The organism is Pseudomonas sp. 1176_21, assembly GCF_052850635.1.
Map to the genome: position 1 here is coordinate 205,450 of NZ_VXCV01000003.1, position 22,376 is coordinate 227,825.

Below are 22,376 nucleotides of genomic sequence, written 5' to 3' on the forward strand. Positions count from 1 at the left end.
TGAAGGATAGTTTGTTCGATCATGTTGCGCGCCCGGCGAGCAAGCCGCCGGGCGCGCGCGGTCAGATGCGGAAGGTACCGACCAGGTGCTTGAGGCGGCCGGCCTGCTGTTCCAGGTCGGAACAGGCACGCAGGGTGGCCTGCAGGTTCTCCACGCCTTCCTGGTTGAGCATGTTGATTTCGTTGATGTCCATGTTGATCGACTCGACCACCGAGGTCTGCTCTTCGGTGGCGGTGGCCACCGACTGGTTCATGCCGTCGATCTCGCCGATACGCAGGGTCACGCTGCCCAGGCGTTCGCCGGCCTGGTTGGCGATCGAGACGCTGTCCTGGCTGTGGCGCTGGCTCTGGCTCATTGTGTCGACCGACTCGCGGGCGCCGACCTGCAGCTCTTCGATCATGCTCTGCACCTGTTGTGCCGACTCCTGGGTACGGTGGGCCAGGTTGCGCACTTCATCGGCCACCACGGCAAACCCGCGCCCGGCTTCACCGGCACGGGCCGCCTCGATGGCCGCGTTGAGGGCCAGCAGGTTGGTCTGTTGCGAGATGCTGGTGATCACTTCGAGGATCTGACCGATGTTCACGGTCTTGCTGTTGAGCGTCTCGATGTGCGAGCTGGAGGTGGAGATAAGGTCCGACAGACGGTTCATCGCCTGGATGCTGCGGTCTACCACCTGCTGGCCCTCTTCGGCCAGGTGGCGTGCAGAGCTGGCCTGCTGCGAGGCTTGCGCGGCGTTATGGGCGATTTCCTGGGCAGCGGCGCCCAGCTCGTTGATGGCGGCGGCCACGCTGTTGGTGCGGTTGGCCTGCTCGTCGGAGTTGACCATCGAGGAGTTGGAGGCGCTGACCACGCGCAGTGCCACTTCGTTGACCTGCTGGGTGGCCGAGGACACTTCGCGGATCGAGCTGTGGATACGCTCGACGAAGTGGTTGAAGGCGCGGCCCAGGGTGCCGAACTCGTCGTTGCTGTGGATGCTCAGCCGCTTGGTCAGGTCGCCTTCGCCCTGGGCGATGTCTTCCATGGCGCGGGTCATGATGTGCAGCGGTTGCAGCAGCACGCGGATGAGCATGCCGAGCAGGGCGATGATGATGGCCACCGCAATCACGGTGACTATCACCGCCGAGGTGCGGAACTTGCTCAGCATCGCGTAGGCTTTTTCTTTATCGATCGAGAGACCGATGTGCCAGTTGGCCGATGGCAGGCCTTTGACCGGTGCGAAACTGAGGATACGGGTCTGGCCGTTGTTCTCGACTTCGGTCAGTTCCTTGGTCAGGCGCGGGGTGTTGTTCGGGTACAGGTCCGACAGCGACTTCATCACCAGGTCCTTGTCCGGGTGCACCAGGATCTTGCCTTGGTCGTTCACCAGGAACGCGTAGCCCATGCCGCCGAAATTCAGGGAGTTGATGATCTTGACCAGGGCGTCCAGCTCCATGTCGCCACCGACCACGCCCAGTTCGCGCGACACTGTGGCGTTCATGCCGATCACCATCTTGCCGGTACTGATGTCCAGGTAGGGTTCGGTCAGGGTCGGGCCGTTGGCCGCCATGCTGTCCTTGTACCAGTCGCGGATGCGCGGATCGTAGCCGTCAGGCATCTGGATCACCGGGCGCACGGTGAAGCCGCCGTCGGTCTTGCCCATGTACACCGTGATGAAGCTCGACGCCAGCACCTTCTGGTCCAGCAGCGAATCGAGGTTGCCGGGAGCTGCCGCGATGTTCTGTGCCAGGTTCTCTACCAGCAGCAGGCGTCCTTCGAAGAGGTTCTTGATGTTGGTCGAGGCGGCATCGCCCATTTCGCCGACATAGTTTTCCAGATCTTCGTGAATCGCATTACGCTGCAGGTAATCGTTGTAGAGAGTAAAGAGGGTGAAGGCCACAAGGACGATCAGGGAAGCAGCCAGCAAGATCTTATGGCTGAAACGGAAGCTTTTATTCATGGCGTATTGGGTCCGCTAAGGTCTTTATATCCGGGTCATTCGCACAAAGGCATCTTGAAAGCAGTGCAGTTCCCATGTCCTTGTCGGGCTTTTCCTGACTTTCTGGGTGAAACATCAACACTTGGTATCGGCCGAGTACTACTAAAGCTTGAACAGAGGGTGAAAAAACATGCCTGACTCTTCGCAGTTCATTCTCGGTGCGGACCTGGCGGGGCAGCCGGTGTGCCAGGCCATGCGTCTGGCCAACCGTCACGGACTGGTTGCCGGGGCCACCGGCACCGGCAAGACCGTGACCTTGCAGCACCTGGCCGAGGCCTTCAGCGATGCCGGCGTGGCGGTGTTCGCTGCCGACGTCAAAGGCGACCTGTGCGGCCTGGGTGCGGTGGGCAACCCGCAGGGCAAGGTGGCCGAGCGGATTGCCGGCATGCCCTGGCTCCAGCATCGGCCGCAGGCGTATCCGGTGATCCTGTGGGATGTGCACGGCAAGTCCGGGCATCCGTTGCGCACGACCTTGAGCGAAATGGGCCCGTTGCTGCTGGGCAACCTGCTCGAACTCAACGACAGCCAGCAGGCGGCGTTGTATGCGGCGTTCAAGGTGGCCGATCGCGAGGGCCTGTTGCTGCTGGACATCAAGGACCTCAAGGCGCTGCTCGGCCACCTCAAGGACAACCCGCAGGTGCTCGGCGAAGACAGTGCGCTGATGACCAGCGGTTCCAGCCAGGCCCTGTTGCGGCGCCTGGCGACCCTGGAGCAGCAAGGGGCCGAGGCTCTGTTCGGTGAGCCGGCGTTGCAGTTGCCAGACCTGCTGCAGCCTGCTGCCGACGGGCGCGGGCGCATCCACCTGCTCGATGCCAGCCGCCTGGTGCACGAGGCGCCGAAGGTGTATGCGACCTTCCTGCTGTGGTTGCTGGCGGAGCTGTTCGAGCAGTTGCCCGAGCGTGGCGATGCGGACAAGCCTCTGCTGGCGCTGTTTTTCGATGAGGCGCACCTGTTGTTCAGCGGCACGCCCAAGGCCTTGCAGGATCGTCTGGAACAGGTGGTGCGGTTGATTCGTTCCAAGGGGGTGGGGGTGTATTTCGTGACTCAGTCGCCGGGCGACCTGCCGGACGATGTGCTCGCCCAGCTCGGCCTGCGCATCCAGCATGGCTTGCGTGCGTTCACGGCCAAGGAGCAGAAGTCGCTGCGGGCGGTGGCCGATGGGTTTCGGCCGAACCCGGCGTTCGACACCCTGGCGGTGCTGACCGAGCTTGGCATTGGCGAGGCGTTGGTGGGCACCCTGCAGGACAAGGGCACGCCGGGCATGGTCGAGCGGGTACTGATCGCGCCGCCGCAATCGCGCATCGGGCCGTTGAGCGAGGCCGAGCGGGCGGCGCTGATTGCGGCGTCGCCGTTGCAGGGGCGCTATGACAAGCCGATCGATCGGGAGTCGGCGTACGAGATATTGATGGCGCGCAAGGGGCAGGTGCCATCGGCGCAGCAGGCGCCGGCCGAGGAAAGCCTGGCCGACAAGGCCGGGGAGTTCTTGCAGAGCGCGGCGGGGCAGGCGATCAAGTCGGCGGTGCGCCAGGCGGCCAATCAGTTCGGACGGCAACTGGTGCGGGGCTTGATGGGCTCACTGCTGGGGGGCAGCAAGCGCCGCTGACAAGGCGTCGAGGCAGTGGAGTTGCCGGTTCGCCGGCAGGTTCTCAAGCGGGCCCGAAGGCATCGAGCCGGTGCCCTGCGCAGGCTCGGCAGGTTGTGCCAAGGGGCCGCAGCAGAGCTCGCAGCTTCGTGTATAGGCCGTGTCGGCTGTGAGCAGTTGGCCTGCGCACAGCAGCACGCCCTGACCGTCGGGCAGTAACGTGGCGCTGTGGGAGAAACGCGGTTCGTTCAGCTCGCTGCCCAGCACCCATGCATCCTGGCGTGGGTCGTACAGCTCGGTGCTGGGGCGGTAGGGCAGTCTGGTATGGCCGGCCAGCAGCAGCCGACCATCGGGCAGCAGCGTGGCGGTATGCCCCTGGTGTCCACGCTGCATGGGCGGGCCACTTCGCCAGGTATTGGTTAGCGGATCGTACAAAAACGATTCCAGTGCATTTTCACCAAACGGCATGCAGGTGCCACCCGCCACCATCACCTGGCCATTGTTCAGCAGCGTGGCCGTATGTTGCATGCGGGGGGCAGGCAGTGGCGTGGTCGGCTCGAACCGCCCGGTCTGCGGGTCGAAGAGTTCGCAGTGGGCCAGTGCCTGGTCGGGGGCATAGCCGCCGATAATCAGCACCTTGCCGGAATCGAGCAACGTGGCGCTGTGGTTCATGCGTGCCTGACTGCGCTCACCGAGCTGATGCCACTCGTCGCTGGCGACGTCGTACAGCTCGACGATGTCGAGCACTTTACCGGTATCGCCCTTGAGGTGGTTGCCGCCGATGACAAGCACCTTGTTCGTGCCGCCCCACAATGACGTAGCGGTGTGGCTGAAGCGGGCAACCTGGAGGCTGCGCAGCGTTGTCCAGCATGAGCGGATGGGGTCGAAACGCTCGACGTGGTCGCTGGCTTCTCCGGTTTGCGAGCCGCCCACCAGCAGAAAGGACCCGTCGTCGAGAATGACCGTGAGTTGCGAGAATGCCGCCTTCTGCTTGGGATGTTGTTGCTTCCATTCGCGCTGGTCAAGGCTGAAGCGTTCCACGCTGTCGGTGGCATGCCCGCCATTGGTGATGCCGCCGGCAATCAGCACATCGCCATTGGGCAAACGCATGGCGCTGTGCAGGGCCCGGGCGATGTGCATGGCGCCAGCGCAAGCGTGGATATGGCCGTCCTTCGACATGTGCATTCTCCTTGTCGGCGTGAAAAGGAGGGTGCGCTGCAGGTGGCCCATCGTCTACTGACATAAATGACAGTGCGTTTGCGCAGGGCCATGAAAAAAGGGCCAGCCAAATGAATGGCTGACCCTTCTGCGGTGCAGCGTTACTTCAACCGATGGCTTTGGACGCCAACCAGAACAACCCCGCCGACAAGGCGATGGTCGCCGGCAGGGTCAGCACCCAGGCCAGCAGAATGGTGCGCACGGTGCCGCCTTGCAGGCCGCTCTTGTTCGCCACCATGGTCCCGGCCACACCCGACGACAGCACGTGGGTGGTCGACACCGGCAGGCTGAAGATGTTGGCCGCGCCAATCGCGCAGGCTGCGGTGATCTGCGCCGACATGCCCTGGGCATAGGTCATGCCCTGCTTGCCGATCTTCTCGCCAATGGTCAGTACCACACGCTTCCAGCCCACCATGGTCCCCAGGCCCAGGGCCAGGGCCACCGCCAGGATCACCCAGAACGGCGCGTACTCGGTGGTCGCGGTCAGGTCACGACGCAGTTTGTCCAGGTCGGCCTTTTCACGTGCTTCCAGGCCTGGCAACTTGCTGACCTTTTTCGCCGTGTCATCCAGGCACAGCAGGTAACGCCGCACTTCCACGCGCTTCTCGGCAGTCAGCGAATGGTAGTCCGCCACGCCGTTGAGCGACTGCTGCAGCGCGGTGATGGTTGGCTCGGTCTGTTGCGGATTGCAGCTGAACTGCTCCGGCAGGTCACCGGCCTTGGCCTTGCCCAGTGCCAGGAATTCGCCCAGGGTTTCGCTGTTGCGCTGGTAGAACTGGCTCAGGTGCAGGGTCGCGTCACGGGTACGCTCGATCTGGTAGGTGGTGCTGTTCAGGTCCAGCACGAACTGCGCCGGCACGATGCCGATCAGCACCAGCATGATCAGGCCGATACCTTTCTGACCATCGTTGGAACCGTGCACGAAGCTGACGGCCATGGCCGAAATGACCAGTACCAGGCGGTTCCAGAACGGCGGGTGCTTCTTGTCGTCGAGCTTGCGGCGCTGTTCAGGCGTCTTGTGCATCTTCGACAGCGGACGCCACCACTTCAGGCCGATCAGCACCAGCGCGGCCACGGCAAAGCCGGCCATGGGCGAGAGCACCAGCGACATGCCGATGTCGATTGCCTTCTGCCAGTTGACCCCGTCACCCAGTGGAATGTCGTTGAGCAGCGCGTTGGCCAGGCCCACGCCCAGGATCGAGCCGATCAGGGTGTGCGAGCTGGACGCCGGGATGCCGAAGTACCAGGTACCCAGGTTCCACGCGATGGCCGCGGCCAGCAGCGAGAAGACCATGGCCAGGCCATGCCCGGTGTTCACATTGATCAGCAGCTCCACCGGCAGCAGGTGCACGATGGCATACGCCACCCCGACTCCGCCCAGCAGGACGCCAAGGAAATTGAACACGCCGGAAAAGAACACGGCCAGGTGCGGCGGCATGGCTTTGGTATAGATGACAGTCGCTACCGCATTGGCGGTGTCATGAAAGCCATTGATGAACTCGAAGGCGAGCACGAAGGTCAAGGCGAGCAACAGGCTCACCAGTACCCAGGCATCAAGTCCGCTGAATAAATCGATCATGAAGGAATTCTGACCCGGTCATAAGGGGGCGCGATTATGCCAGAAATCCTGGGTAATCGATGCACTAGGTGCTGACCGGTCGGGGCGCTTTTGCGGGGGGGCAGGGCACTGCAGGAGGGGAGGGTAATCGAGAAAGATCGGCAAAAATCAGAAAAAATAACGCGAACGGTCAAGAAAAAACCGATGTTTTCCACGGCTGAATAATTCAAACGACCGTATTAAATTTGTGAGATTACGTAACGGTTTCATCTTCGACGCCGCAAGGGTCGCCCAAGGCACCGTCTTCGTGCCGGTGCCGTGCCCAGGGGCGGGCGCTTTGTCCGAGGGTCAGGGCTCCTGTGGGCTGAGCTCCTTTTCGATCTTTTGCAGTTCCACGGCAAATGCCTGGTCCAGCAGGCTGGCACGTTTGCGCCAGGGTTTGCGTTCGGGGTCTGGTTGGGCGGCGTATGTGGTGACTTCTCCGCCATAAACGTCCTTGTAACGTTGTTCCTGGCGCTCGAGTTCAGCGCGCAGTTCATCTTTCGTCACAGTGTTTCCTGAAGTTGGAGTTGATGCCGATTTCAACACAAGCACGTTTAACCCGACGACAGCGGCACAGGCCATTGTGTCGAGCGTCTATATAAGACGAGGGTGATTGCAGTTGAATGGCTGTTTTACACCTTCTGTCGGGGCCTGTCAGCCCGGCAGAAGCAAAAACGGCCTTGCTGGTGGGCAAGGCCGTGCCTGGGACTTCTACGGTGGGTACCTGACCAGTCTCTCCAAGAAGCCACATGTGGCAGGCGAAAGGTATAAGCAATTGTAGGCATCGGTCAATTGCGATTATCGGCCGATGGTTCGATAATCGCCCAAGTGAAGTTTGCCGAGGTGAGTCATGAGTGAAGAAACAGGGGGCAAGGGCCCAGGCCTGAACGACAACGTGCGCAGCTCTTTCGCTTCGTTGGCGCCGCCCATCGTGGCCTCGCCGGCCAAGCGCATCCAGGCGTTCACCGGCGACCCGGATTTCATGACGTCGCTGGCGCGGGGCCTGGCGGTGGTGCAGGCGTTCCAGGAGCGCAAGCGGCACCTGACCATCGCCCAGATCAGCCACCGCACCGAGATCCCGCGGGCGGCGGTTCGCCGTTGCCTGCACACCCTGATCAAGCTCGGCTATGCCACCACCGACGGGCGCACCTATTCATTGCTGCCCAAGGTGCTGACCCTGGGTCATGCCTACCTGTCCTCGACGCCATTGGCGGTATCGGCGCAGCCGTACCTGGACCGCATGAGCGACCAGCTGCACGAGGCCTGCAACATGGCCACCCTCGAAGGTGACGACATTCTCTACATCGCCCGCTCGGCGACGGTGCAGCGCCTTATTTCGGTGGACCTGTCGGTGGGCGGGCGCCTGCCGGCCTATTGCACCTCGATGGGGCGCATCCTGCTGGCGGCGCTGGACGACGCCACCCTGCACGAATACCTGGAGCACGCCGACCTGCAGGCCAAGACCAGCCGTACCGTGCACGACCCGGCAGCCTTGCTGGAAATCCTCCAGCAGGTGCGCGAGCAGGGCTGGTGCGTGGTCGACCAGGAGCTGGAGCAGGGCCTGCGTTCGATCGCGGTGCCGGTGTACGACGCCTCCGGCCAGGTGCTGGCGGCGCTGAACATCAGCACCCACGCCGGGCGGGTGAGTCGCAGCGAGCTGGAACAGAAGTTCCTGCCGATCATGGTGGCGGCCAGCCGCGACCTGAGTACCCAGCTGTTCAGTTGAATGCGTCGAGCGGTTCCTGTTCGATAAACGCACAGTCTTGCGTTTATCGAATTGCGCCGAGTCGCGCGCCTTATTAATGTCCCTCGCATCAAGTGGCCCCTGACGGCCTCCAATAATAATGAGCGAGAGAACACCCCATGACCTGCACCCTGTCCTGCTTCAGCCTGTACCTGCCCGCCTGCCGGCTGCACGGTAGCTGACCCTTTCCAAAAGACCCGTACCCGACCGTCTGTGCCGTTCACGCGCGCACCCGCACACTCGCGCGCATCTTCTGGATAAAAACAATGAATAGTCCCCAAGCTGCTGTTGGAAACTGCCTGGATGTGCAGTCGTTCATCAATGCCCAGCCGTTGTCGCGTTACCAATGGCGGGTGGTCATCCTGTGCTTTCTGATCGTGTTCCTCGACGGCCTGGACACCGCCGCAATGGGCTTCATTGCCCCGGCACTGTCCCAGGACTGGGGCATCGACCGCGCCAGCCTGGGCCCGGTGATGAGCGCCGCGCTGATCGGCATGGTGTTCGGTGCGCTGGGCTCGGGGCCGCTGGCCGACCGTTTCGGGCGCAAGGTGGTGCTGGTGGGCGCGGTGTTGCTGTTCGGCGCGTTCAGCCTGGCCTCGGCCTATGCCACCAACGTCGACCAGTTGCTGGTGCTGCGCTTTCTGACCGGCCTGGGCCTGGGCGCCGGCATGCCGAACGCCACCACGCTGCTGTCCGAATACACCCCCGAGCGGCACAAGTCGTTGCTGGTCACCAGCATGTTCTGCGGCTTCAACCTGGGCATGGCCGGTGGCGGGTTCATTTCCGCCAAGCTGATCCCGATGTTCGGCTGGCACAGCCTGCTGCTGATCGGCGGCATCCTGCCGCTGCTGCTGGTGGTGGTACTGATGGTGTGGCTGCCGGAGTCGGCGCGTTACCTGGTGGTGCGCAACAAGGGCACCGACCGGGTACGCCGCACATTGGCGCCGATCGAACCGGGCATCGTCAACCAGGCTGCCAGCTTCAGCGTGCCGGAACAGAAGACGGTCAAGGCGCGCAACGTGTTCGCGGTGATCTTCTCGGGCACCTACAGCGTCGGCACGCTGCTGTTGTGGCTGACCTATTTCATGGGCCTGGTGATCGTCTACCTGCTGACCAGCTGGCTGCCCACGCTGATGCGTGACAGCGGCGCGAGCATGGAGCAGGCGGCGTTCATCGGTGCGCTGTTCCAGTTCGGCGGCGTGCTCAGTGCGGTGGCGGTAGGCTGGGCGATGGACCGCTACAACCCGCACAAGGTGATCGGCACCTTCTACCTGCTGGCCGGGGTGTTCGCCTACGCGGTGGGCCAGAGCCTGGGCAACATCACGCTGTTGGCGACCCTGGTGCTGATTGCCGGCATGTGCGTGAACGGGGCGCAGTCGGCGATGCCGTCGCTGGCGGCGCGCTTCTACCCCACCCAGGGCCGCGCCACCGGCGTGTCGTGGATGCTGGGCATCGGCCGGTTTGGCGCGATTCTCGGGGCCTGGATGGGCGCCACGTTGCTGGGCCTGGGCTGGAACTTCGAACAGGTGCTGACGGCCCTGGTGATCCCGGCCGCGATCGCGACGGTGGCGGTGGTGATCAAGGGTGTGGTGAGCCACGCTGACGCGACCTGACCGGCTGGCAGTAGCGCCCCTATCGCGGGTCAAGCCCGCTCCCACATGGATCTCCACCGTACCTGTGGGAGCGGGCTTGACCCGCGATGGTTTGTGGATCCTTAGCACAACAACAATACGTTCGATAATCGAACGCTATGGCGATTATCGGATTGTACGGCCCAATGCGCCGCCTTAATCTGAGCTCATGCCGGTGCCGCTCAGAGGCACCTCTGAAACCGCTCTCCAGGAGTCTGCAATGGCTGAAATCCTCTCGCTCCACGACGCCGTGAAGCAGTTCGTCAACGACGGCGACAGCGTCGCCCTCGAAGGCTTCACGCATTTGATCCCGACCGCCGCCGGGCACGAAATCATTCGTCAGGGCAAGAAGGATCTGACCCTGGTGCGCATGACCCCCGACCTGATCTACGACCAGCTGATCGGCGCCGGCTGCGCCCGCAAGCTGATCTTCTCGTGGGGCGGCAACCCGGGTGTCGGGTCGCTGCACCGCCTGCGTGACGCGGTCGAGAAGCAGTGGCCGCACGCCATGGAAATCGAAGAACACAGCCACGCCGACCTCGCCAACGCCTACGTTGCCGGTGCCTCGGGCCTGCCGTTCGCGGTGCTGCGCGCCTACGCCGGCTCCGACCTGCCCAAGGTCAACCCGCTGATCAAGAGCGTGACCTGCCCGTTCACCGGTGAGGTGCTGGCCGCCGTGCCGTCGGTTCGCCCGGATGTCACCGTGATCCACGCGCAGAAGGCCGACCGCAAGGGCAACGTGCTGCTGTGGGGCATCCTGGGTGTGCAGAAGGAGGCCGCCCTGGCCGCCAAGCGCTGCATCGTCACCGTGGAAGAGATCGTCGACGACCTCAACGCGCCAATGAATGCCTGCGTGCTGCCCACCTGGGCACTGTCGGCCGTGTGCCTGGTACCGGGCGGGGCGCACCCGTCCTACGCGCACGGCTACTCCGAGCGTGACAACCGCTTCTACCAGGCCTGGGACCCGATTGCCCGCAGCCGTGAGACCTTCACCGCCTGGATCGACGAATACATTCGCGGCACCGCCGACTTCCCTGCCTTCAAGGCAAAACTGGCCAGCGCTTCGGAGGCTGCACAATGAGCTACTCCACCAATGAAATGATGACCGTTGCCGCTGCCCGCCGCCTGCGCAACGGCGCCGTGTGCTTCGTCGGCATCGGCCTGCCGTCCAAGGCCGCCAACCTGGCACGCCTGACCTCTTCGCCCGACGTGGTGCTGATCTACGAATCGGGCCCTATCGGCGCCAAGCCAACGGTACTGCCGCTGTCCATCGGTGACGGCGAGCTGGCCGAAACCGCCGATACCGTGGTGCCCACCGGCGAGATCTTCCGCTATTGGCTGCAGGGCGGGCGCATCGACGTGGGCTTTCTGGGCGCCGCCCAGGTCGACCGTTTCGGCAACATCAACACCACCGTGGTCGGCGACTACCACCAGCCCAAGGTACGCCTGCCGGGTGCCGGTGGCGCACCGGAAATCGCCGGCTCCGCCAAGACCGTGCTGATCATCCTCAAGCAGTCCTCGCGCGCCTTCGTCGACAAGCTCGACTTCATCACCTCGGTCGGCCATGGCGAAGGCGGTGACTCGCGCAAACGCCTGGGCCTGCCCGGTGCTGGCCCGGTGGGCATCATCACCGACCTGTGCATCATGGAACCTGAAGCCGGCAGCAACGAATTCGTGGTCACCTCGATTCACCCGGGTGTGACCCGCGAGCAGATCGTCGCCGCCACCGGCTGGGCGATCCGCTTTGCCGACAGCGTCGAAACCACCGTGGCGCCGAGCGAAGTCGAGCTGACTGCGCTGCGCGACCTCGAAGCGCGCACCGCGGCCGCCCACGGCCAAGCGCCGGGAGAAGCCTGATGCGTGACGTATTCATCTGCGACGCGATTCGCACCCCCATCGGCCGCTTCGGCGGCGCCCTGGCCGGCGTGCGCGCCGACGACCTGGCGGCGGTACCGCTCAAGGCGCTGATCGAGCGCAACCCCACCGTGCAATGGGACCAGCTCGACGAAGTGTTCTTCGGCTGCGCCAACCAGGCCGGTGAAGACAACCGCAACGTGGCGCGCATGGCCCTGCTGCTGGCCGGGCTGCCCGACAGCGTGCCAGGTGTGACCCTCAACCGCCTGTGCGCCTCGGGCATGGACGCCATCGGCACGGCGTTTCGCGCCATTGCCAGCGGCGAGATGGAGCTGACGATTGCCGGCGGCGTCGAGTCGATGTCCCGTGCACCGTTCGTGATGGGCAAGGCCGAAAGCGCCTACTCGCGCAACATGAAGCTGGAAGACACCACCATCGGCTGGCGCTTCATCAACCCGCTGATGAAGGCCCAGTACGGCGTGGACGCGATGCCGCAGACCGCCGACAACGTGGCCGACGACTATCAGGTATCGCGCGCCGACCAGGATGCCTTCGCCCTGCGCAGCCAGCAGCGCACCGCCAAGGCCCAGGCCGCCGGCTACTTCGCCGAAGAGATCGTGCCGGTGCGCATCGCGCACAAGAAGGGCGAGACCGTGGTCGAGCACGACGAACACCCGCGCGCCGACACCACCCTCGAAGCCCTGGCCAGGCTCAAGCCGGTCAACGGCGCGGACAAGACGGTCACCGCCGGCAACGCTTCGGGCGTCAACGACGGCGCCGCGGCGCTGATACTGGCGTCGGCCGAGGCGGTGCAAAAGCATGGCCTGACCCCGCGCGCGCGCGTGCTCGGCATGGCCAGTGCCGGCGTTGCCCCCCGGGTAATGGGTATCGGCCCGGTGCCGGCGGTGCGCAAGCTGATCGAGCGCCTGGGCGTGGCGGTCACCGATTTCGACGTGATCGAGCTCAACGAAGCGTTCGCCAGCCAAGGCCTGGCCGTGCTGCGCGAACTCGGCATTGCCGACGACGCGCCGCAGGTCAACCCCAACGGCGGCGCCATTGCCCTGGGGCACCCGTTGGGCATGAGCGGCGCACGCCTGGTGCTGACAGCGCTGCACCAGCTGGAGAAATCCGGCGGGCGCAAAGGCCTGGCGACCATGTGCGTGGGTGTCGGGCAGGGCCTGGCCCTGGCCATCGAGCGCGTGTAATCAATGACCCCGCTGCTGCGACCTCCACGCAAGGTCGGGGCAGCGGGGTGATTGTTCTGTGGAACGTGAGTGTTACCGAGTGTGTCTAGACTTCAGACATCCTCCCAGAGTGAATTGCCATGACTTCAATCCATTACACCGGCGAAGAACGCAGCAAACGCATTTTCGCCATCGTCGGTGCCTCCTCGGGCAACCTCGTGGAATGGTTCGACTTCTACGTCTATGCCTTCTGCGCGATCTACTTTGCCCCGGCTTTCTTCCCCTCCGACGACCCGACGGTGCAGCTGCTCAACACCGCCGGCGTGTTCGCCGCCGGGTTCCTGATGCGGCCCATCGGCGGCTGGCTGTTCGGCCGTGTGGCCGACCGCCACGGGCGCAAGAATTCGATGATGATCTCGGTGCTGATGATGTGCGCCGGCTCGCTGGTGATCGCCTGCCTGCCGACCTACGCCAGCATCGGTGCCTGGGCACCGGCGCTGCTGTTGCTGGCGCGGCTGTTCCAGGGCCTGTCGGTGGGCGGCGAATACGGCACCACCGCCACCTACATGAGCGAGGTGGCCCTGCGCGGCCAACGCGGCTTCTTTGCTTCGTTCCAGTACGTGACCCTGATCGGCGGGCAACTGCTGGCGGTGCTGGTGGTGGTGATCCTGCAGCAACTGCTCACCGAAGATGAGCTGCGCGCCTGGGGCTGGCGCATCCCGTTCGTGGTGGGTGCCATCGCGGCGGTGATCTCGCTGTTCCTGCGTCGCTCGCTGGAAGAGACCAGCAGCGCCGAAACCCGCAACGACAAGGACGCCGGCAGCCTCGGCGGCCTGTTCCGCAACCACAAGGCGGCGTTCATCACCGTGCTTGGCTACACCGCCGGCGGCTCGCTGATCTTCTACACCTTTACCACCTACATGCAGAAGTACCTGGTGAACACTGCGGGCATGAGCGCCAAGACCGCCAGCTTCATCATGACCGGTGCACTGTTCCTGTACATGTGCATGCAGCCGCTGTTCGGCATGCTCTCGGACCGCATCGGCCGGCGCACCTCGATGCTCTGGTTCGGCGCCCTGGGCACCCTGTGCACGGTGCCGATCCTGCTTACCCTGAAAACCGTCACCAGCCCGTTCCTGGCCTTTGTGCTGATCACCCTGGCGCTGGCCATCGTGAGCTTCTACACCTCGATCAGCGGGCTGGTCAAAGCCGAGATGTTCCCGCCGCAGGTACGTGCGCTGGGCGTGGGCCTGGCCTACGCGGTGGCCAACGCGATCTTCGGCGGCTCGGCCGAATATGTGGCACTGGGGCTCAAGTCGCTGAACATGGAAAACGCCTTTTACTGGTACGTTACGGTGATGATGGCGATTGCCTTCCTGTTCAGCCTGCGCCTGCCCAAGCAGGCGGCGTACCTGCACCACGATCATTGAGAAGGACCACCGATGAACCAACGTCCGGGCAATCAGCTGTTCGATGCCTACTTCACCGCGCCGGCCATGCGCGCCGTGTTTTCCGACCGTGGCCGGGTGCAGGGCATGCTCGATTTCGAAGCCGCGTTGGCCCGCGCCGAGGCGGCGGTGGGGCTGATCCCGCAGGTGGCGGTGGCACCGATCGAAGCGGCCTGCCAGGCCGAGCGCTATGACTTCGCGGCCCTGGCCGAGGCCATCGCGGTGGCCGGCAACTCGGCCATCCCGCTGGTCAAGGCGCTGGGCAAGGTGATTGCCAGCGGCGTGCCCGAAGCCGAGCGCTTCGTGCACCTGGGCGCTACCAGCCAGGATGCGATGGACACCGGGCTGGTGCTGCAATTGCGCGATGCCCTGGGCCTGATCGAAGCCGACCTGGCGCGCCTGGCCGACAGCCTGGCGCACCAGGCGCTGCAGCATGCCGACACGCCGCTGGCCGGGCGCACCTGGCTGCAACATGCAACGCCCGTGACCCTGGGCATGAAGATCGCCGGCTGGCTCGGTGCACTCACCCGTCACCGTCAGCGCCTGCAGGAGCTCAAGCCGCGCCTGCTGAGCCTGCAGTTCGGCGGCGCCTCCGGCACCCTGGCGGCGCTGGGCAACAAGGCATTGCCGGTGGCCGAGGCGCTGGCCGGGCAGCTCAGGCTGAGCCTGCCCGAGCAGCCCTGGCATACCCAGCGTGACCGCCTGGTGGAGTTCGCCTCGGTGCTGGGCATGATCGCCGGCAGCCTGGGCAAGCTGGGACGCGATGTGAGCCTGCTGATGCAGACCGAGGCGGCGGAGGTGTTCGAGCCTGCTGCGCCGGGCAAGGGCGGCTCGTCGACCATGCCGCACAAGCGCAACCCGGTGGGCGCGGCGGTGCTGATCGGCGCCGCTACCCGTGTACCGGGGCTGGTGTCCACGCTGTTCGCGGCCATGCCCCAGGAGCACGAGCGCAGCCTGGGCCTGTGGCATGCCGAATGGGAAACCCTGCCCGAGATCTGCTGCCTGGTGTCCGGCGCCCTGCGCCAGGCCCAGGTGATTGCCGAGGGCCTGGAGGTGGATGCTGCGCGCATGCGCCGCAACCTCGACCTGACCCAGGGCCTGGTGCTGGCCGAGGCGGTCAGCATCGTGCTGGCCCAGCGACTGGGCCGGGACACCGCGCACCACCTGCTGGAAACCTGCTGCAAGCGTGCGGTGGCCGAACAGCGTCAGCTGCGCGACGTGCTGGGCGACGATCCGCAGGTGACTGCCGAGCTGTCGGCGGACGAACTCGACCGCCTGCTCGACCCTGCTCATTACCTGGGCCAGGCCCGCGTGTGGGTGGCGCGGGCGGTGGCTGAACACCAACAATTCAAGCGTTGAAGGAGGCCGTTGTGGCTAGCGTACAACTCGCTGATGGCGTACTGAACTACCGGCTCGACGGGCCCGAGGGCGCACCGGTGCTGGTGCTGTCCAACTCGCTGGGCACCGACCACACCATGTGGGACCCGCAACTGCCGGCATTTGCCGCGCATTTTCGGGTACTGCGCTACGACACCCGCGGGCATGGCCAGTCGCTGGTGACCGAGGGGCCGTACAGCATCGAGCAACTGGGGCGTGACGTGCTGGCACTGCTGGACGCGCTGAAGATCGAGCGGGCGCATTTCTGCGGCCTGTCCATGGGCGGGCTGATCGGGCAGTGGCTGGGCATCCATGCCGGCGAGCGCCTGAACCGCCTGATCGTGTGCAACACCGCAGCCAAGATCGGCAACGACGAGGTGTGGAACCCGCGCATCGACATGGTGCTGCGCGACCGCGAGGCGGCGATGGTGGGGCTGCGCGACGCCTCCATCGAGCGCTGGTTCACCAAGGCCTATGCGCAGGCCAACCCGGACCAGGCCAAGCGCATCACCGACATGCTGGCGGGCACATCGCCCGATGGCTATGCGGCCAACTGCGGCGCGGTGCGCGATGCGGACTTCCGGGACCAGCTGGGTGAGATCAAGGTGCCGCTGCTGGTGATTTCCGGCAGTGCCGATGCGGTCACGCCGCCGGCTGGCGGGCGCTTCATCCAGGAGCATGTGGTGGGTGCCGAGTATGCCGAGTTCCAGGCGGCGCACCTGTCCAACGTTGAAGTCGGCGCGCCGTTCAGCCGCCGCGTGATCGATTTTCTGCTGGCCCGCTGAGGAGTAGGTTGTGGACGAAAAAGAACGTTACGAGGCCGGCATGCAGGTGCGGCGTGCGGTACTGGGCGATGCCCATGTGGACCGCAGCCTGAGCAACCTCACCGAGTTCAACGGCGAGTTCCAGGAAATGATCACCCGGCACGCGTGGGGCGATATCTGGACGCGGCCGGGGTTGCCACGCCATACCCGCAGCCTGATCACCATCGCGATGCTGATCGGCATGAACCGCAATGAAGAGCTGAAGCTGCACTTGCGGGCGGCGGCGAACAATGGCGTGACCCGCGAAGAGATCAAGGAAGTGCTGATGCAGAGCGCGATCTATTGCGGGATCCCGGCGGCCAATGCCACGTTCCACCTGGCGGAGTCGGTGTGGGATGAACTGGGCGTCGAATCCCGCGCCTGATCTTCAGGGCCTCTTCGCCAGCAAGGCTGGCTCCTACAGTGTGTGCGTGCCGTTGTAGGAGCCGGCCTTGCCGGCGAATGGGCCTTCAGATTGCCGCCTTTTTCGAGCGACTACCCACCGGCCCCGCATTCGCCTCGATCGACCGCTTCAACTCCCCGCGCAACCCCAGCACGAACGCCATCTCCGCCACCACGAACAACGGCCCCACGATCAGCCCGCTGATGTCGTCCACAAACGCCGGCTTGCGCCCCTCGTAATAGTGGCCGACGAACTGGATCACCCAGCCCACCACGAACAGCCCCAGCCCCGCACCCAGCCACACCAGCGTGCTCTGAACCGCCAGTACCTGCCCGGCCCACAGGCACAAGCCCAGCAACACGCTCATCAGCAACCCGAAGCGGGTGTCCAGGCGCAGGTAGAACCACGCCGACCACAGCGCCACCAGCAATGCAGGCGACAGCCACACCCCGGCCAATGCCATGCCCGGACGCGACAGCAGCACCGTGACCGCCACCACGATCAGCGGGATACCCACGAAGTGCGTGGCGATGTTGCGTGGGTCGCGGTGGTAGGCCGCGTATTGACTCAGGTGCTCGACGAGGCTTTTCATTGTTGTTCCTCCTGTAGGATTGCCCGAGCTTGCCCTGCGCAGGCACCGTCGTCTGTCGGCTAGCCGACAGTGTCACCGCGAGGCCCCCGATGAACGCTTCAACCTTGCGCCAGGGTCACTGGTTCAAACAGTTGCCCGCTACCCTGCAGGATAGCCTGCTGCACCTGGCCCGGCCCGTGAGCCTGGAGGCCGGCGCCTGCCTGTTCCAGCGCGGCGACCCGCCTTGCGGACTGTACGCGGTGCTCGATGGCGCCATCCGCATCGGTGCGGTCAGCGCCCAGGGCAAGGAGGCGGTGCTGACCCTGATCGAGGCCCCGCACTGGTTCGGCGAGATCTGCCTGTTCGACGACCAGCCACGTACCCACGACGCCTATGCCGAAGGTGCCACCCACCTGCTGCGGGTGCCCCAGGGCGCGCTGGTGAAATTGCTGGATGCGCAACCGCATTACTGGCGTGAATTCGCCTTGCTGATGAGCCACAAGCTGCGCCTGGCCTTTGTCGCGCTGGAGCAGCAGAGCCTGATGAGTGCCGCGCCGCGGGTGGCCTATCGGCTGCTGCAGATCGCCGCCGGTTACGGCGAAGTGGAGGGGGCCAGGAGGGTGTTGCAATTGTCCCAGGAGCAACTGGCGCTGATGCTCGCGCTGTCGCGCCAGACCACCAACCAGATTCTCAAGGCGCTGGAGCAGGATGGCGTGCTGCGCCTGAGCTACGGCGAGATCGAGATTCTCGACCCCGCGCGCCTGGCACTGATGGCTAATCCGGCTGGAACGGCGACTGGCTGAGGATCACCCCGGTTTCCTCGACGTACTTCTGCCATTCGCCGAGCAGGGCCTGCAGCTTTGCCGGCTGCGCCTGCGCCAGGTCGTGGACCTCGCCGGGGTCGATGCTCAGGTCGTACAGCTGCCAGGTGGCCGGCCCCACCGGGCCCGGAATGTACACCGCCTTCCAGTGCCCCTGGCGAATCGCCCGGCGCCCGAACAGCTCCCAGCCGGTGACGGTGTGCTCGTCGTGTACCTGCTCGGTCTCGCCCGACAGGTAGCCCAGCCACGACTTGCCGCGCAGCGGCGCCACGTCGCGCCCGCGCCAGCGTTTGCCCGGGTGGCGGATGCCGGCCAGGTCCAGCAGGGTCGGGGTGATGTCCATCACGGTGCTGAACTGATGGCTGATCTGCCCCTGGCGCGCCAGTGCCGGGTAGTGCAGCAGGGCCGGCACGCGAATGCCGCCCTCGGTGGTGAAGGCCTTGAACAGCCGCGACGGTGCGGTGGCCGCCTGGGCCCAGTGCGGGCCGTACCACACGTAGGAGTTGGCGCGGCCGATGTTGTCCAGGCTGTTGTCGTAGTGCTGGTCCAGGTAGCTGGCCAGGTGCGGGCCGAACTTGGGGAAGGCTTCGAGCAGCGCGCCCTCGGCACCGTTGTCGGACATGAACAGCACCAGGGTGTTGTCCAGCAGGCCTGGTTGCGCAGGTAGCCGAGCACCCGGCCGATGTTCCAGTCCATGCGCTCGACCATCGCCGCGTACACCTCCATGGCGCGTGCCGAGCGCTGGCGCTGTTCGTCGCTCAGCGCCTGCCATTGTTCATCCACCGGGTGCGCCTGCACCTCGGCGCCGATCAGGCCCAGGGCGCGCAGTTTTTCCAGGCGCTCCTGGCGCAGCACCTCGGGCCCGGCGTCGTAGCGCCCCTTGTAGCGCGCCACCACCTCGGCCGGCGCCTGCAACGGCCAGTGCGGCGCGGAGAACGGCAGGTAGGCGAAGAACGGCCGGCTCTGGTCGCGCTCCTTGAGGTACTGCAGCAACTTGTCGCCAAAGGCGTCGGAGGAATAGAAGCCTTCGGGTAGCGCTTCGACGAAGGTGTCGTCCTCGATGTACAGCGCCGGGGTCGACTTGAGCAGGCCGGGGGTGTGTTCGTCGTAGGTGGGTTCGAAGCCATAGTGGTTGGCCGCGCCCGGCAGCAGCGCGAACGAACGTTCGAAGCCACGCGCATGTGGCGCCAGCTCGGCCTTCAGGCCCAGGTGCCACTTGCCGCTCATCAGCGTCTGGTAGCCGGCCTCGCGCAGCAGCTCGGGCAGCGCCACCACGCGGTCATTGAGGTAGCCCTCGTAGCCCGGCTTGCCGATCAGCTCCGGGGTCAGCGCCTCGGCCATGGTGCCGATGCCGGCGATGTGGTGGTCGGTGCCGGTCAGCAGCATCGAGCGGGTCGGCGAGCAGGTGGGCGCGGTATGGAAGTCGGTCAGGCGCAGGCCGGCAGTGGCCAGGGCATCCAGGTGCGGCGTGGCAATTTCGCCGCCGAAGGCACCCAGGTCGGAAAAGCCCAGGTCGTCGGCAACGATGATCAGGAAGTTGGGGCGTTGGCTCATGGTCGGCACTCAGCAGGCAAGGTAGGTCAGGGGCAGGTCGCGGATCTGCTCCACGGCGGGCGGCAGGTAGCGCTTATCGTGGGTCAGTTCGTGCAGCAGGGTTTCGCGCAGGCGGTGGAACGCCAGGCTGGCGCGCTGGCGCGGGTGCGGCAGGTCGACCTCGACGATGCGCTTGATCCGCCCCGGGCGCGGTTCGAGCACCACCACGCGGTCGGCCAGGAATATCGCTTCCTCGACATCGTGGGTCACCAGCAGGGTGGTGATGCGCGCCCGTTCGCGAATGGCCAGCAGTTCGTCCTGCATCTGCTGGCGGGTAAGGGCGTCGAGGGCGCCGAAGGGTTCGTCCAGCAGCAGGATGCGCGGGCTGGCCACCAGCCCGCGGGCAATCGCCACGCGCTGGGCCATGCCGCCCGAGAGCTGGTGCGGGTAGGCCTGGGCAAAGTCTTCGAGGCCCACCAGGCTGATGAAGTCGGCCACCCGCCGGGCGCGCCGGGTGCGCTCCAGGCCCTCGTTGACCAGGCCCAGGTCGATGTTCTCGGCCACCGTCAGCCAGGGGAACAGGCGGTGCTCCTGGAACACGATGCCGCGCTCGCTGCCGATGCCGTGCACCGGCTGGCCGTCGATCAGGATCTGCCCCTGGTACTCGGCGTCCAGGCCCACCAGCAGGCGCAGCAGGGTGGACTTGCCGCAGCCGCTGGCGCCGACGATGGCGACGAATTCGCCGTCGGCGATCTGCAGGTTGAAATCGCGGATCGCTTCCAGTTCGCCGTCGGCCACGCTGAAGCGCTTGCCGACCTGGTTGAAGCTGACCCGTGGGTGAGCGAGTGCGTTCATGCCCGTCTCCAGCGCGTGGCGCGCAGTTCGATGTGTTGTCCGACGGCGCCGAGCAGGGCGCCGGTGAGGCCGACCAGCAGCATGCCGGCCATGATCAGGTCCATGCGCAGCAGTTGCTGGGCGCCGATCATCAGGCTGCCGATGCCGCCGCCGGACGGCATGAAGTACTCGGCGCCGATGGTGCCCAGCCAGGCGTAGATCAGGCCGACCCGCAACCCGGCGAAGATGCCCGGCGCGGCGCCCGGCAGCACCAGCCTGCGCAGGCGCTGGGCACCGCTCAGGCGCAGCACGCGGGCGGCTTCGTCGAGCTGCGCAGGCAGGCTGGCAACCGCGCGCTGGGTGGCGATGAACAGCGGGAAGAATGCCGCCAGGCCGACGAATACCCATTTGGCCAGCTCGCCCAGGCCGAACCAGGCGGTCAGCAGCGGTACCCAGGCGAAGATCGCGATCTGACGCAGTCCGGCCAGGCTCGGGCCCAGCAGGCGCTCGGCGCGGCGCGACAGGCCCAGCAGCAGGCCGAAGGCAAAGCCCAGGCTGCCGCCCAGCAGCAGGCCGCCCAGCGCTCGCCCGACGCTGACGGCCAGCGCGCCGCTCAAGGTGCCGTCGAGCACGCCGGCCCAGGTGCTGTGCACCACCTCCAGCGGCGCCACCAGAATGTTCGCATCGACCCAACCGTACTGGCTTGCCAGTTGCCACAGCACCAGCAGCGCCAGCGGCAGGCCCAGGGCATGCAGGCGCTGCCAGCCAAGCAGCGGGCGCACCCGCAGTTGTGCGGTGGCCGGGTGCGGCCAGTGCAGCAGGCGCCGGTCGAGCCAGCCCAGGCCGCGGTCCATCAGCAGCCCGAGCACGCCGATCACGGCGATGCACACGAACACGATGTCGAGCATGAACAGTTGCCGTGCCCACACCATCAGGTAGCCCAGGCCTTCGCTGGAGGCCAGCAGCTCGACCGCCAGCAGCGAGGTCCAGCCGGCCGCCAGGGCCAGGCGCACACCGGCCAGAAACGCCGGCAACGCAGCGGGCAGGATCAGCCGGCGAACCAGCAGGTGCGTGGGCAGGCGCAGTACCGCCGCCGCTTCGCGCAGGCGCGGTTGGGCATCGCGCACGCCCACCAGGGTGTGCAGGGTCACCGGCACGATCACCGCCTTGACCAGCACCACCAGCTTGAGCACTTCGCCGATGCCGAACAGCACCATGAACAGCGGCACCCAGGCCAGCGTGGGGATCTGCGCCAGGGCGTTGAAAGTCGGCAGTACCAGGCGTTCGGCGCGCTGGCTGAAGCCCAGCCAGGCGCCGAGCACCGCGCCGGCCCCGACCCCGGCCACCAGCCCCAGCAGCAGGCGTTGCAGGCTGATGGCCAGGTGCGCCCACACCTCGCCGCGACCCAGTTCCACGGCGCTGTCCCATACCAGCGCAGGCGGTGGCAGTATCTGCTCGCTCATCCAGTGGTTGCGGCTGGCCAGCCACCACACCGCCGCCAGCAGCAGGGGCAGATACCAGGCTTGCAGGCGCTGCCAGGGCAGGCTGCGCAGACGCGGCAGGCCAGGGGCGGGGGCCAGTGAGGAAAGGGCGGTACGGGTCATGCAGGCCTCGCTATTTGTATATTTCTTATGGGTATATGCAGAAGAAATTACATTCGATTGAGCGATAAGAACTGCATTTAAAGCCGCTGACTCGCCGCGCAGCCAATGCATTCGAAGCATATTTTGGTTGTGTGCAATGCATACCCCGCAGGGCCGGGCCTGACAGGGCTTATATGTAATCTGGTTATTAAAAT

General features: G+C 65.5%; 18 protein-coding genes and 2 pseudogenes. 11 read left to right on the forward strand and 9 right to left on the reverse strand.

What is annotated here, in order from left to right:
• Nucleotides 1-61 precede the first annotated feature (61 nt).
• Together FW760_RS09105 and FW760_RS09110 are read right to left on the reverse strand one after the other, a co-directional pair.
• Nucleotides 62-826, reverse strand: coding sequence for a methyl-accepting chemotaxis protein (locus FW760_RS09105; RefSeq protein WP_370409115.1), 765 nt, complete (start codon nucleotides 824-826; stop codon nucleotides 62-64).
• A gap of 93 nt (nucleotides 827-919) precedes the next feature.
• Nucleotides 920-1,936 (reverse strand): annotated as a pseudogene (locus FW760_RS09110) (cache domain-containing protein); the annotation flags it as partial.
• Between the two features lie 169 nt (nucleotides 1,937-2,105).
• On the opposite strand from FW760_RS09110, the gene FW760_RS09115 reads away from it, so the two are divergent.
• Nucleotides 2,106-3,578, forward strand: a complete 1,473-nt coding sequence (locus FW760_RS09115) for a helicase HerA-like domain-containing protein (protein WP_446443736.1) — start codon at nucleotides 2,106-2,108, stop codon at nucleotides 3,576-3,578.
• Here the strand turns inward: FW760_RS09115 and FW760_RS09120 are convergent.
• From FW760_RS09120 to FW760_RS09130, 3 genes are all read right to left on the reverse strand, one after another.
• A complete protein-coding gene (locus tag FW760_RS09120; protein ID WP_446443737.1) occupies nucleotides 3,549-4,736 on the reverse strand; it encodes a Kelch repeat-containing protein in 1,188 nt (395 codons plus the stop codon). The two genes, FW760_RS09115 and FW760_RS09120, sit on opposite strands and share 30 nt — an antisense overlap.
• Before the next feature lie 145 nt (nucleotides 4,737-4,881).
• Nucleotides 4,882-6,354, reverse strand: coding sequence for an inorganic phosphate transporter (locus FW760_RS09125; RefSeq protein WP_043862134.1), 1,473 nt, complete (start codon nucleotides 6,352-6,354; stop codon nucleotides 4,882-4,884).
• Nucleotides 6,355-6,681: 327 nt separating this feature from the next.
• Entirely contained in the window at nucleotides 6,682-6,882 is a 201-nt protein-coding gene (locus FW760_RS09130; protein WP_043860747.1) for a hypothetical protein, read from the reverse strand.
• A 343-nt stretch (nucleotides 6,883-7,225) separates the two neighbouring features.
• On the opposite strand from FW760_RS09130, the gene pcaR reads away from it, so the two are divergent.
• From pcaR to pcaC, 9 genes are all read left to right on the forward strand, one after another.
• Nucleotides 7,226-8,101: a pca regulon transcriptional regulator PcaR gene (gene pcaR, locus FW760_RS09135; RefSeq protein ID WP_173925037.1), complete on the forward strand. Its 876-nt coding sequence runs from the start codon at nucleotides 7,226-7,228 to the stop codon at nucleotides 8,099-8,101.
• Between the two features lie 284 nt (nucleotides 8,102-8,385).
• The gene (locus FW760_RS09140) at nucleotides 8,386-9,732 is read left to right on the forward strand and encodes an MFS transporter (protein WP_043860748.1); all 1,347 of its coding nucleotides are present in this window, start codon (nucleotides 8,386-8,388) and stop codon (nucleotides 9,730-9,732) included.
• 238 nt (nucleotides 9,733-9,970) lie between these two features.
• The gene (locus tag FW760_RS09145) at nucleotides 9,971-10,831 is read left to right on the forward strand and encodes a CoA transferase subunit A (RefSeq protein WP_043860749.1); all 861 of its coding nucleotides are present in this window, start codon (nucleotides 9,971-9,973) and stop codon (nucleotides 10,829-10,831) included.
• Entirely contained in the window at nucleotides 10,828-11,607 is a 780-nt protein-coding gene (locus tag FW760_RS09150) for a CoA-transferase subunit beta (RefSeq protein ID WP_043860750.1), read from the forward strand. The genes FW760_RS09145 and FW760_RS09150 overlap by 4 nt, the downstream gene beginning before the upstream one ends.
• Nucleotides 11,604-12,809: a 3-oxoadipyl-CoA thiolase gene (gene pcaF, locus FW760_RS09155; RefSeq protein WP_446443785.1), complete on the forward strand. Its 1,206-nt coding sequence runs from the start codon at nucleotides 11,604-11,606 to the stop codon at nucleotides 12,807-12,809. The genes FW760_RS09150 and pcaF overlap by 4 nt, the downstream gene beginning before the upstream one ends.
• 119 nt (nucleotides 12,810-12,928) lie before the next feature.
• Entirely contained in the window at nucleotides 12,929-14,218 is a 1,290-nt protein-coding gene (locus tag FW760_RS09160; protein ID WP_054914806.1) for an MFS family transporter, read from the forward strand.
• Between the two features lie 12 nt (nucleotides 14,219-14,230).
• A complete protein-coding gene (locus tag FW760_RS09165) occupies nucleotides 14,231-15,595 on the forward strand; it encodes a 3-carboxy-cis,cis-muconate cycloisomerase (RefSeq protein WP_043860753.1) in 1,365 nt (454 codons plus the stop codon).
• An 11-nt stretch (nucleotides 15,596-15,606) separates the two neighbouring features.
• The gene (pcaD, locus tag FW760_RS09170; protein ID WP_054914805.1) at nucleotides 15,607-16,398 is read left to right on the forward strand and encodes a 3-oxoadipate enol-lactonase; all 792 of its coding nucleotides are present in this window, start codon (nucleotides 15,607-15,609) and stop codon (nucleotides 16,396-16,398) included.
• A 10-nt stretch (nucleotides 16,399-16,408) separates the two neighbouring features.
• The gene (pcaC, locus tag FW760_RS09175) at nucleotides 16,409-16,801 is read left to right on the forward strand and encodes a 4-carboxymuconolactone decarboxylase (protein WP_043860755.1); all 393 of its coding nucleotides are present in this window, start codon (nucleotides 16,409-16,411) and stop codon (nucleotides 16,799-16,801) included.
• Between the two features lie 85 nt (nucleotides 16,802-16,886).
• Here the strand turns inward: pcaC and FW760_RS09180 are convergent, their stop codons facing one another.
• Nucleotides 16,887-17,411 (reverse strand): Mpo1 family 2-hydroxy fatty acid dioxygenase, encoded by a 525-nt coding sequence (locus FW760_RS09180; protein WP_054914804.1) that lies wholly within the window; start codon nucleotides 17,409-17,411, stop codon nucleotides 16,887-16,889.
• An 89-nt stretch (nucleotides 17,412-17,500) separates the two neighbouring features.
• On the opposite strand from FW760_RS09180, the gene FW760_RS09185 reads away from it, so the two are divergent.
• The gene (locus FW760_RS09185) at nucleotides 17,501-18,193 is read left to right on the forward strand and encodes a Crp/Fnr family transcriptional regulator (protein ID WP_054914803.1); all 693 of its coding nucleotides are present in this window, start codon (nucleotides 17,501-17,503) and stop codon (nucleotides 18,191-18,193) included.
• On the opposite strand, the pseudogene FW760_RS09190 reads toward FW760_RS09185, so the two are convergent.
• From FW760_RS09190 to FW760_RS09200, 3 genes and pseudogenes are all read right to left on the reverse strand, one after another.
• Nucleotides 18,165-19,765 (reverse strand): annotated as a pseudogene (locus FW760_RS09190) (arylsulfatase). The gene FW760_RS09185 and the pseudogene FW760_RS09190 overlap by 29 nt on opposite strands.
• 9 nt (nucleotides 19,766-19,774) lie before the next feature.
• Nucleotides 19,775-20,599, reverse strand: coding sequence for an ABC transporter ATP-binding protein (locus FW760_RS09195; protein WP_253086601.1), 825 nt, complete (start codon nucleotides 20,597-20,599; stop codon nucleotides 19,775-19,777).
• Nucleotides 20,596-22,182 carry an ABC transporter permease gene (locus tag FW760_RS09200; protein WP_446443738.1) on the reverse strand — a complete coding sequence of 529 codons (1,587 nt, stop codon included), beginning with the start codon at nucleotides 22,180-22,182 and terminating at the stop codon, nucleotides 20,596-20,598. The genes FW760_RS09195 and FW760_RS09200 overlap by 4 nt, the downstream gene beginning before the upstream one ends.
• Nucleotides 22,183-22,376 lie beyond the last annotated feature (194 nt).

What these genes read in the sequence shown, in the direction of transcription:
- FW760_RS09120 (WP_446443737.1), bottom strand. Translation starts at nt 4,736, where the DNA reads ATGTCGAAGGACGGCCATATCCACGCTTGCGCTGGCGCCATGCACATC.
- FW760_RS09180 (WP_054914804.1), bottom strand. Translation starts at nt 17,411, where the DNA reads ATGAAAAGCCTCGTCGAGCACCTGAGTCAATACGCGGCCTACCACCGC.
- FW760_RS09200 (WP_446443738.1), bottom strand. Translation starts at nt 22,182, where the DNA reads ATGACCCGTACCGCCCTTTCCTCACTGGCCCCCGCCCCTGGCCTGCCG.
- FW760_RS09185 (WP_054914803.1), top strand. Translation starts at nt 17,501, where the DNA reads ATGAACGCTTCAACCTTGCGCCAGGGTCACTGGTTCAAACAGTTGCCC.
- FW760_RS09145 (WP_043860749.1), top strand. Translation starts at nt 9,971, where the DNA reads ATGGCTGAAATCCTCTCGCTCCACGACGCCGTGAAGCAGTTCGTCAAC.
- FW760_RS09195 (WP_253086601.1), bottom strand. Translation starts at nt 20,599, where the DNA reads ATGAACGCACTCGCTCACCCACGGGTCAGCTTCAACCAGGTCGGCAAG.
- FW760_RS09115 (WP_446443736.1), top strand. Translation starts at nt 2,106, where the DNA reads ATGCCTGACTCTTCGCAGTTCATTCTCGGTGCGGACCTGGCGGGGCAG.
- FW760_RS09150 (WP_043860750.1), top strand. Translation starts at nt 10,828, where the DNA reads ATGAGCTACTCCACCAATGAAATGATGACCGTTGCCGCTGCCCGCCGC.
- FW760_RS09165 (WP_043860753.1), top strand. Translation starts at nt 14,231, where the DNA reads ATGAACCAACGTCCGGGCAATCAGCTGTTCGATGCCTACTTCACCGCG.
- FW760_RS09105 (WP_370409115.1), bottom strand. Translation starts at nt 826, where the DNA reads ATGGTCAACTCCGACGAGCAGGCCAACCGCACCAACAGCGTGGCCGCC.
- FW760_RS09140 (WP_043860748.1), top strand. Translation starts at nt 8,386, where the DNA reads ATGAATAGTCCCCAAGCTGCTGTTGGAAACTGCCTGGATGTGCAGTCG.
- FW760_RS09125 (WP_043862134.1), bottom strand. Translation starts at nt 6,354, where the DNA reads ATGATCGATTTATTCAGCGGACTTGATGCCTGGGTACTGGTGAGCCTG.
- FW760_RS09160 (WP_054914806.1), top strand. Translation starts at nt 12,929, where the DNA reads ATGACTTCAATCCATTACACCGGCGAAGAACGCAGCAAACGCATTTTC.
- pcaR (WP_173925037.1), top strand. Translation starts at nt 7,226, where the DNA reads ATGAGTGAAGAAACAGGGGGCAAGGGCCCAGGCCTGAACGACAACGTG.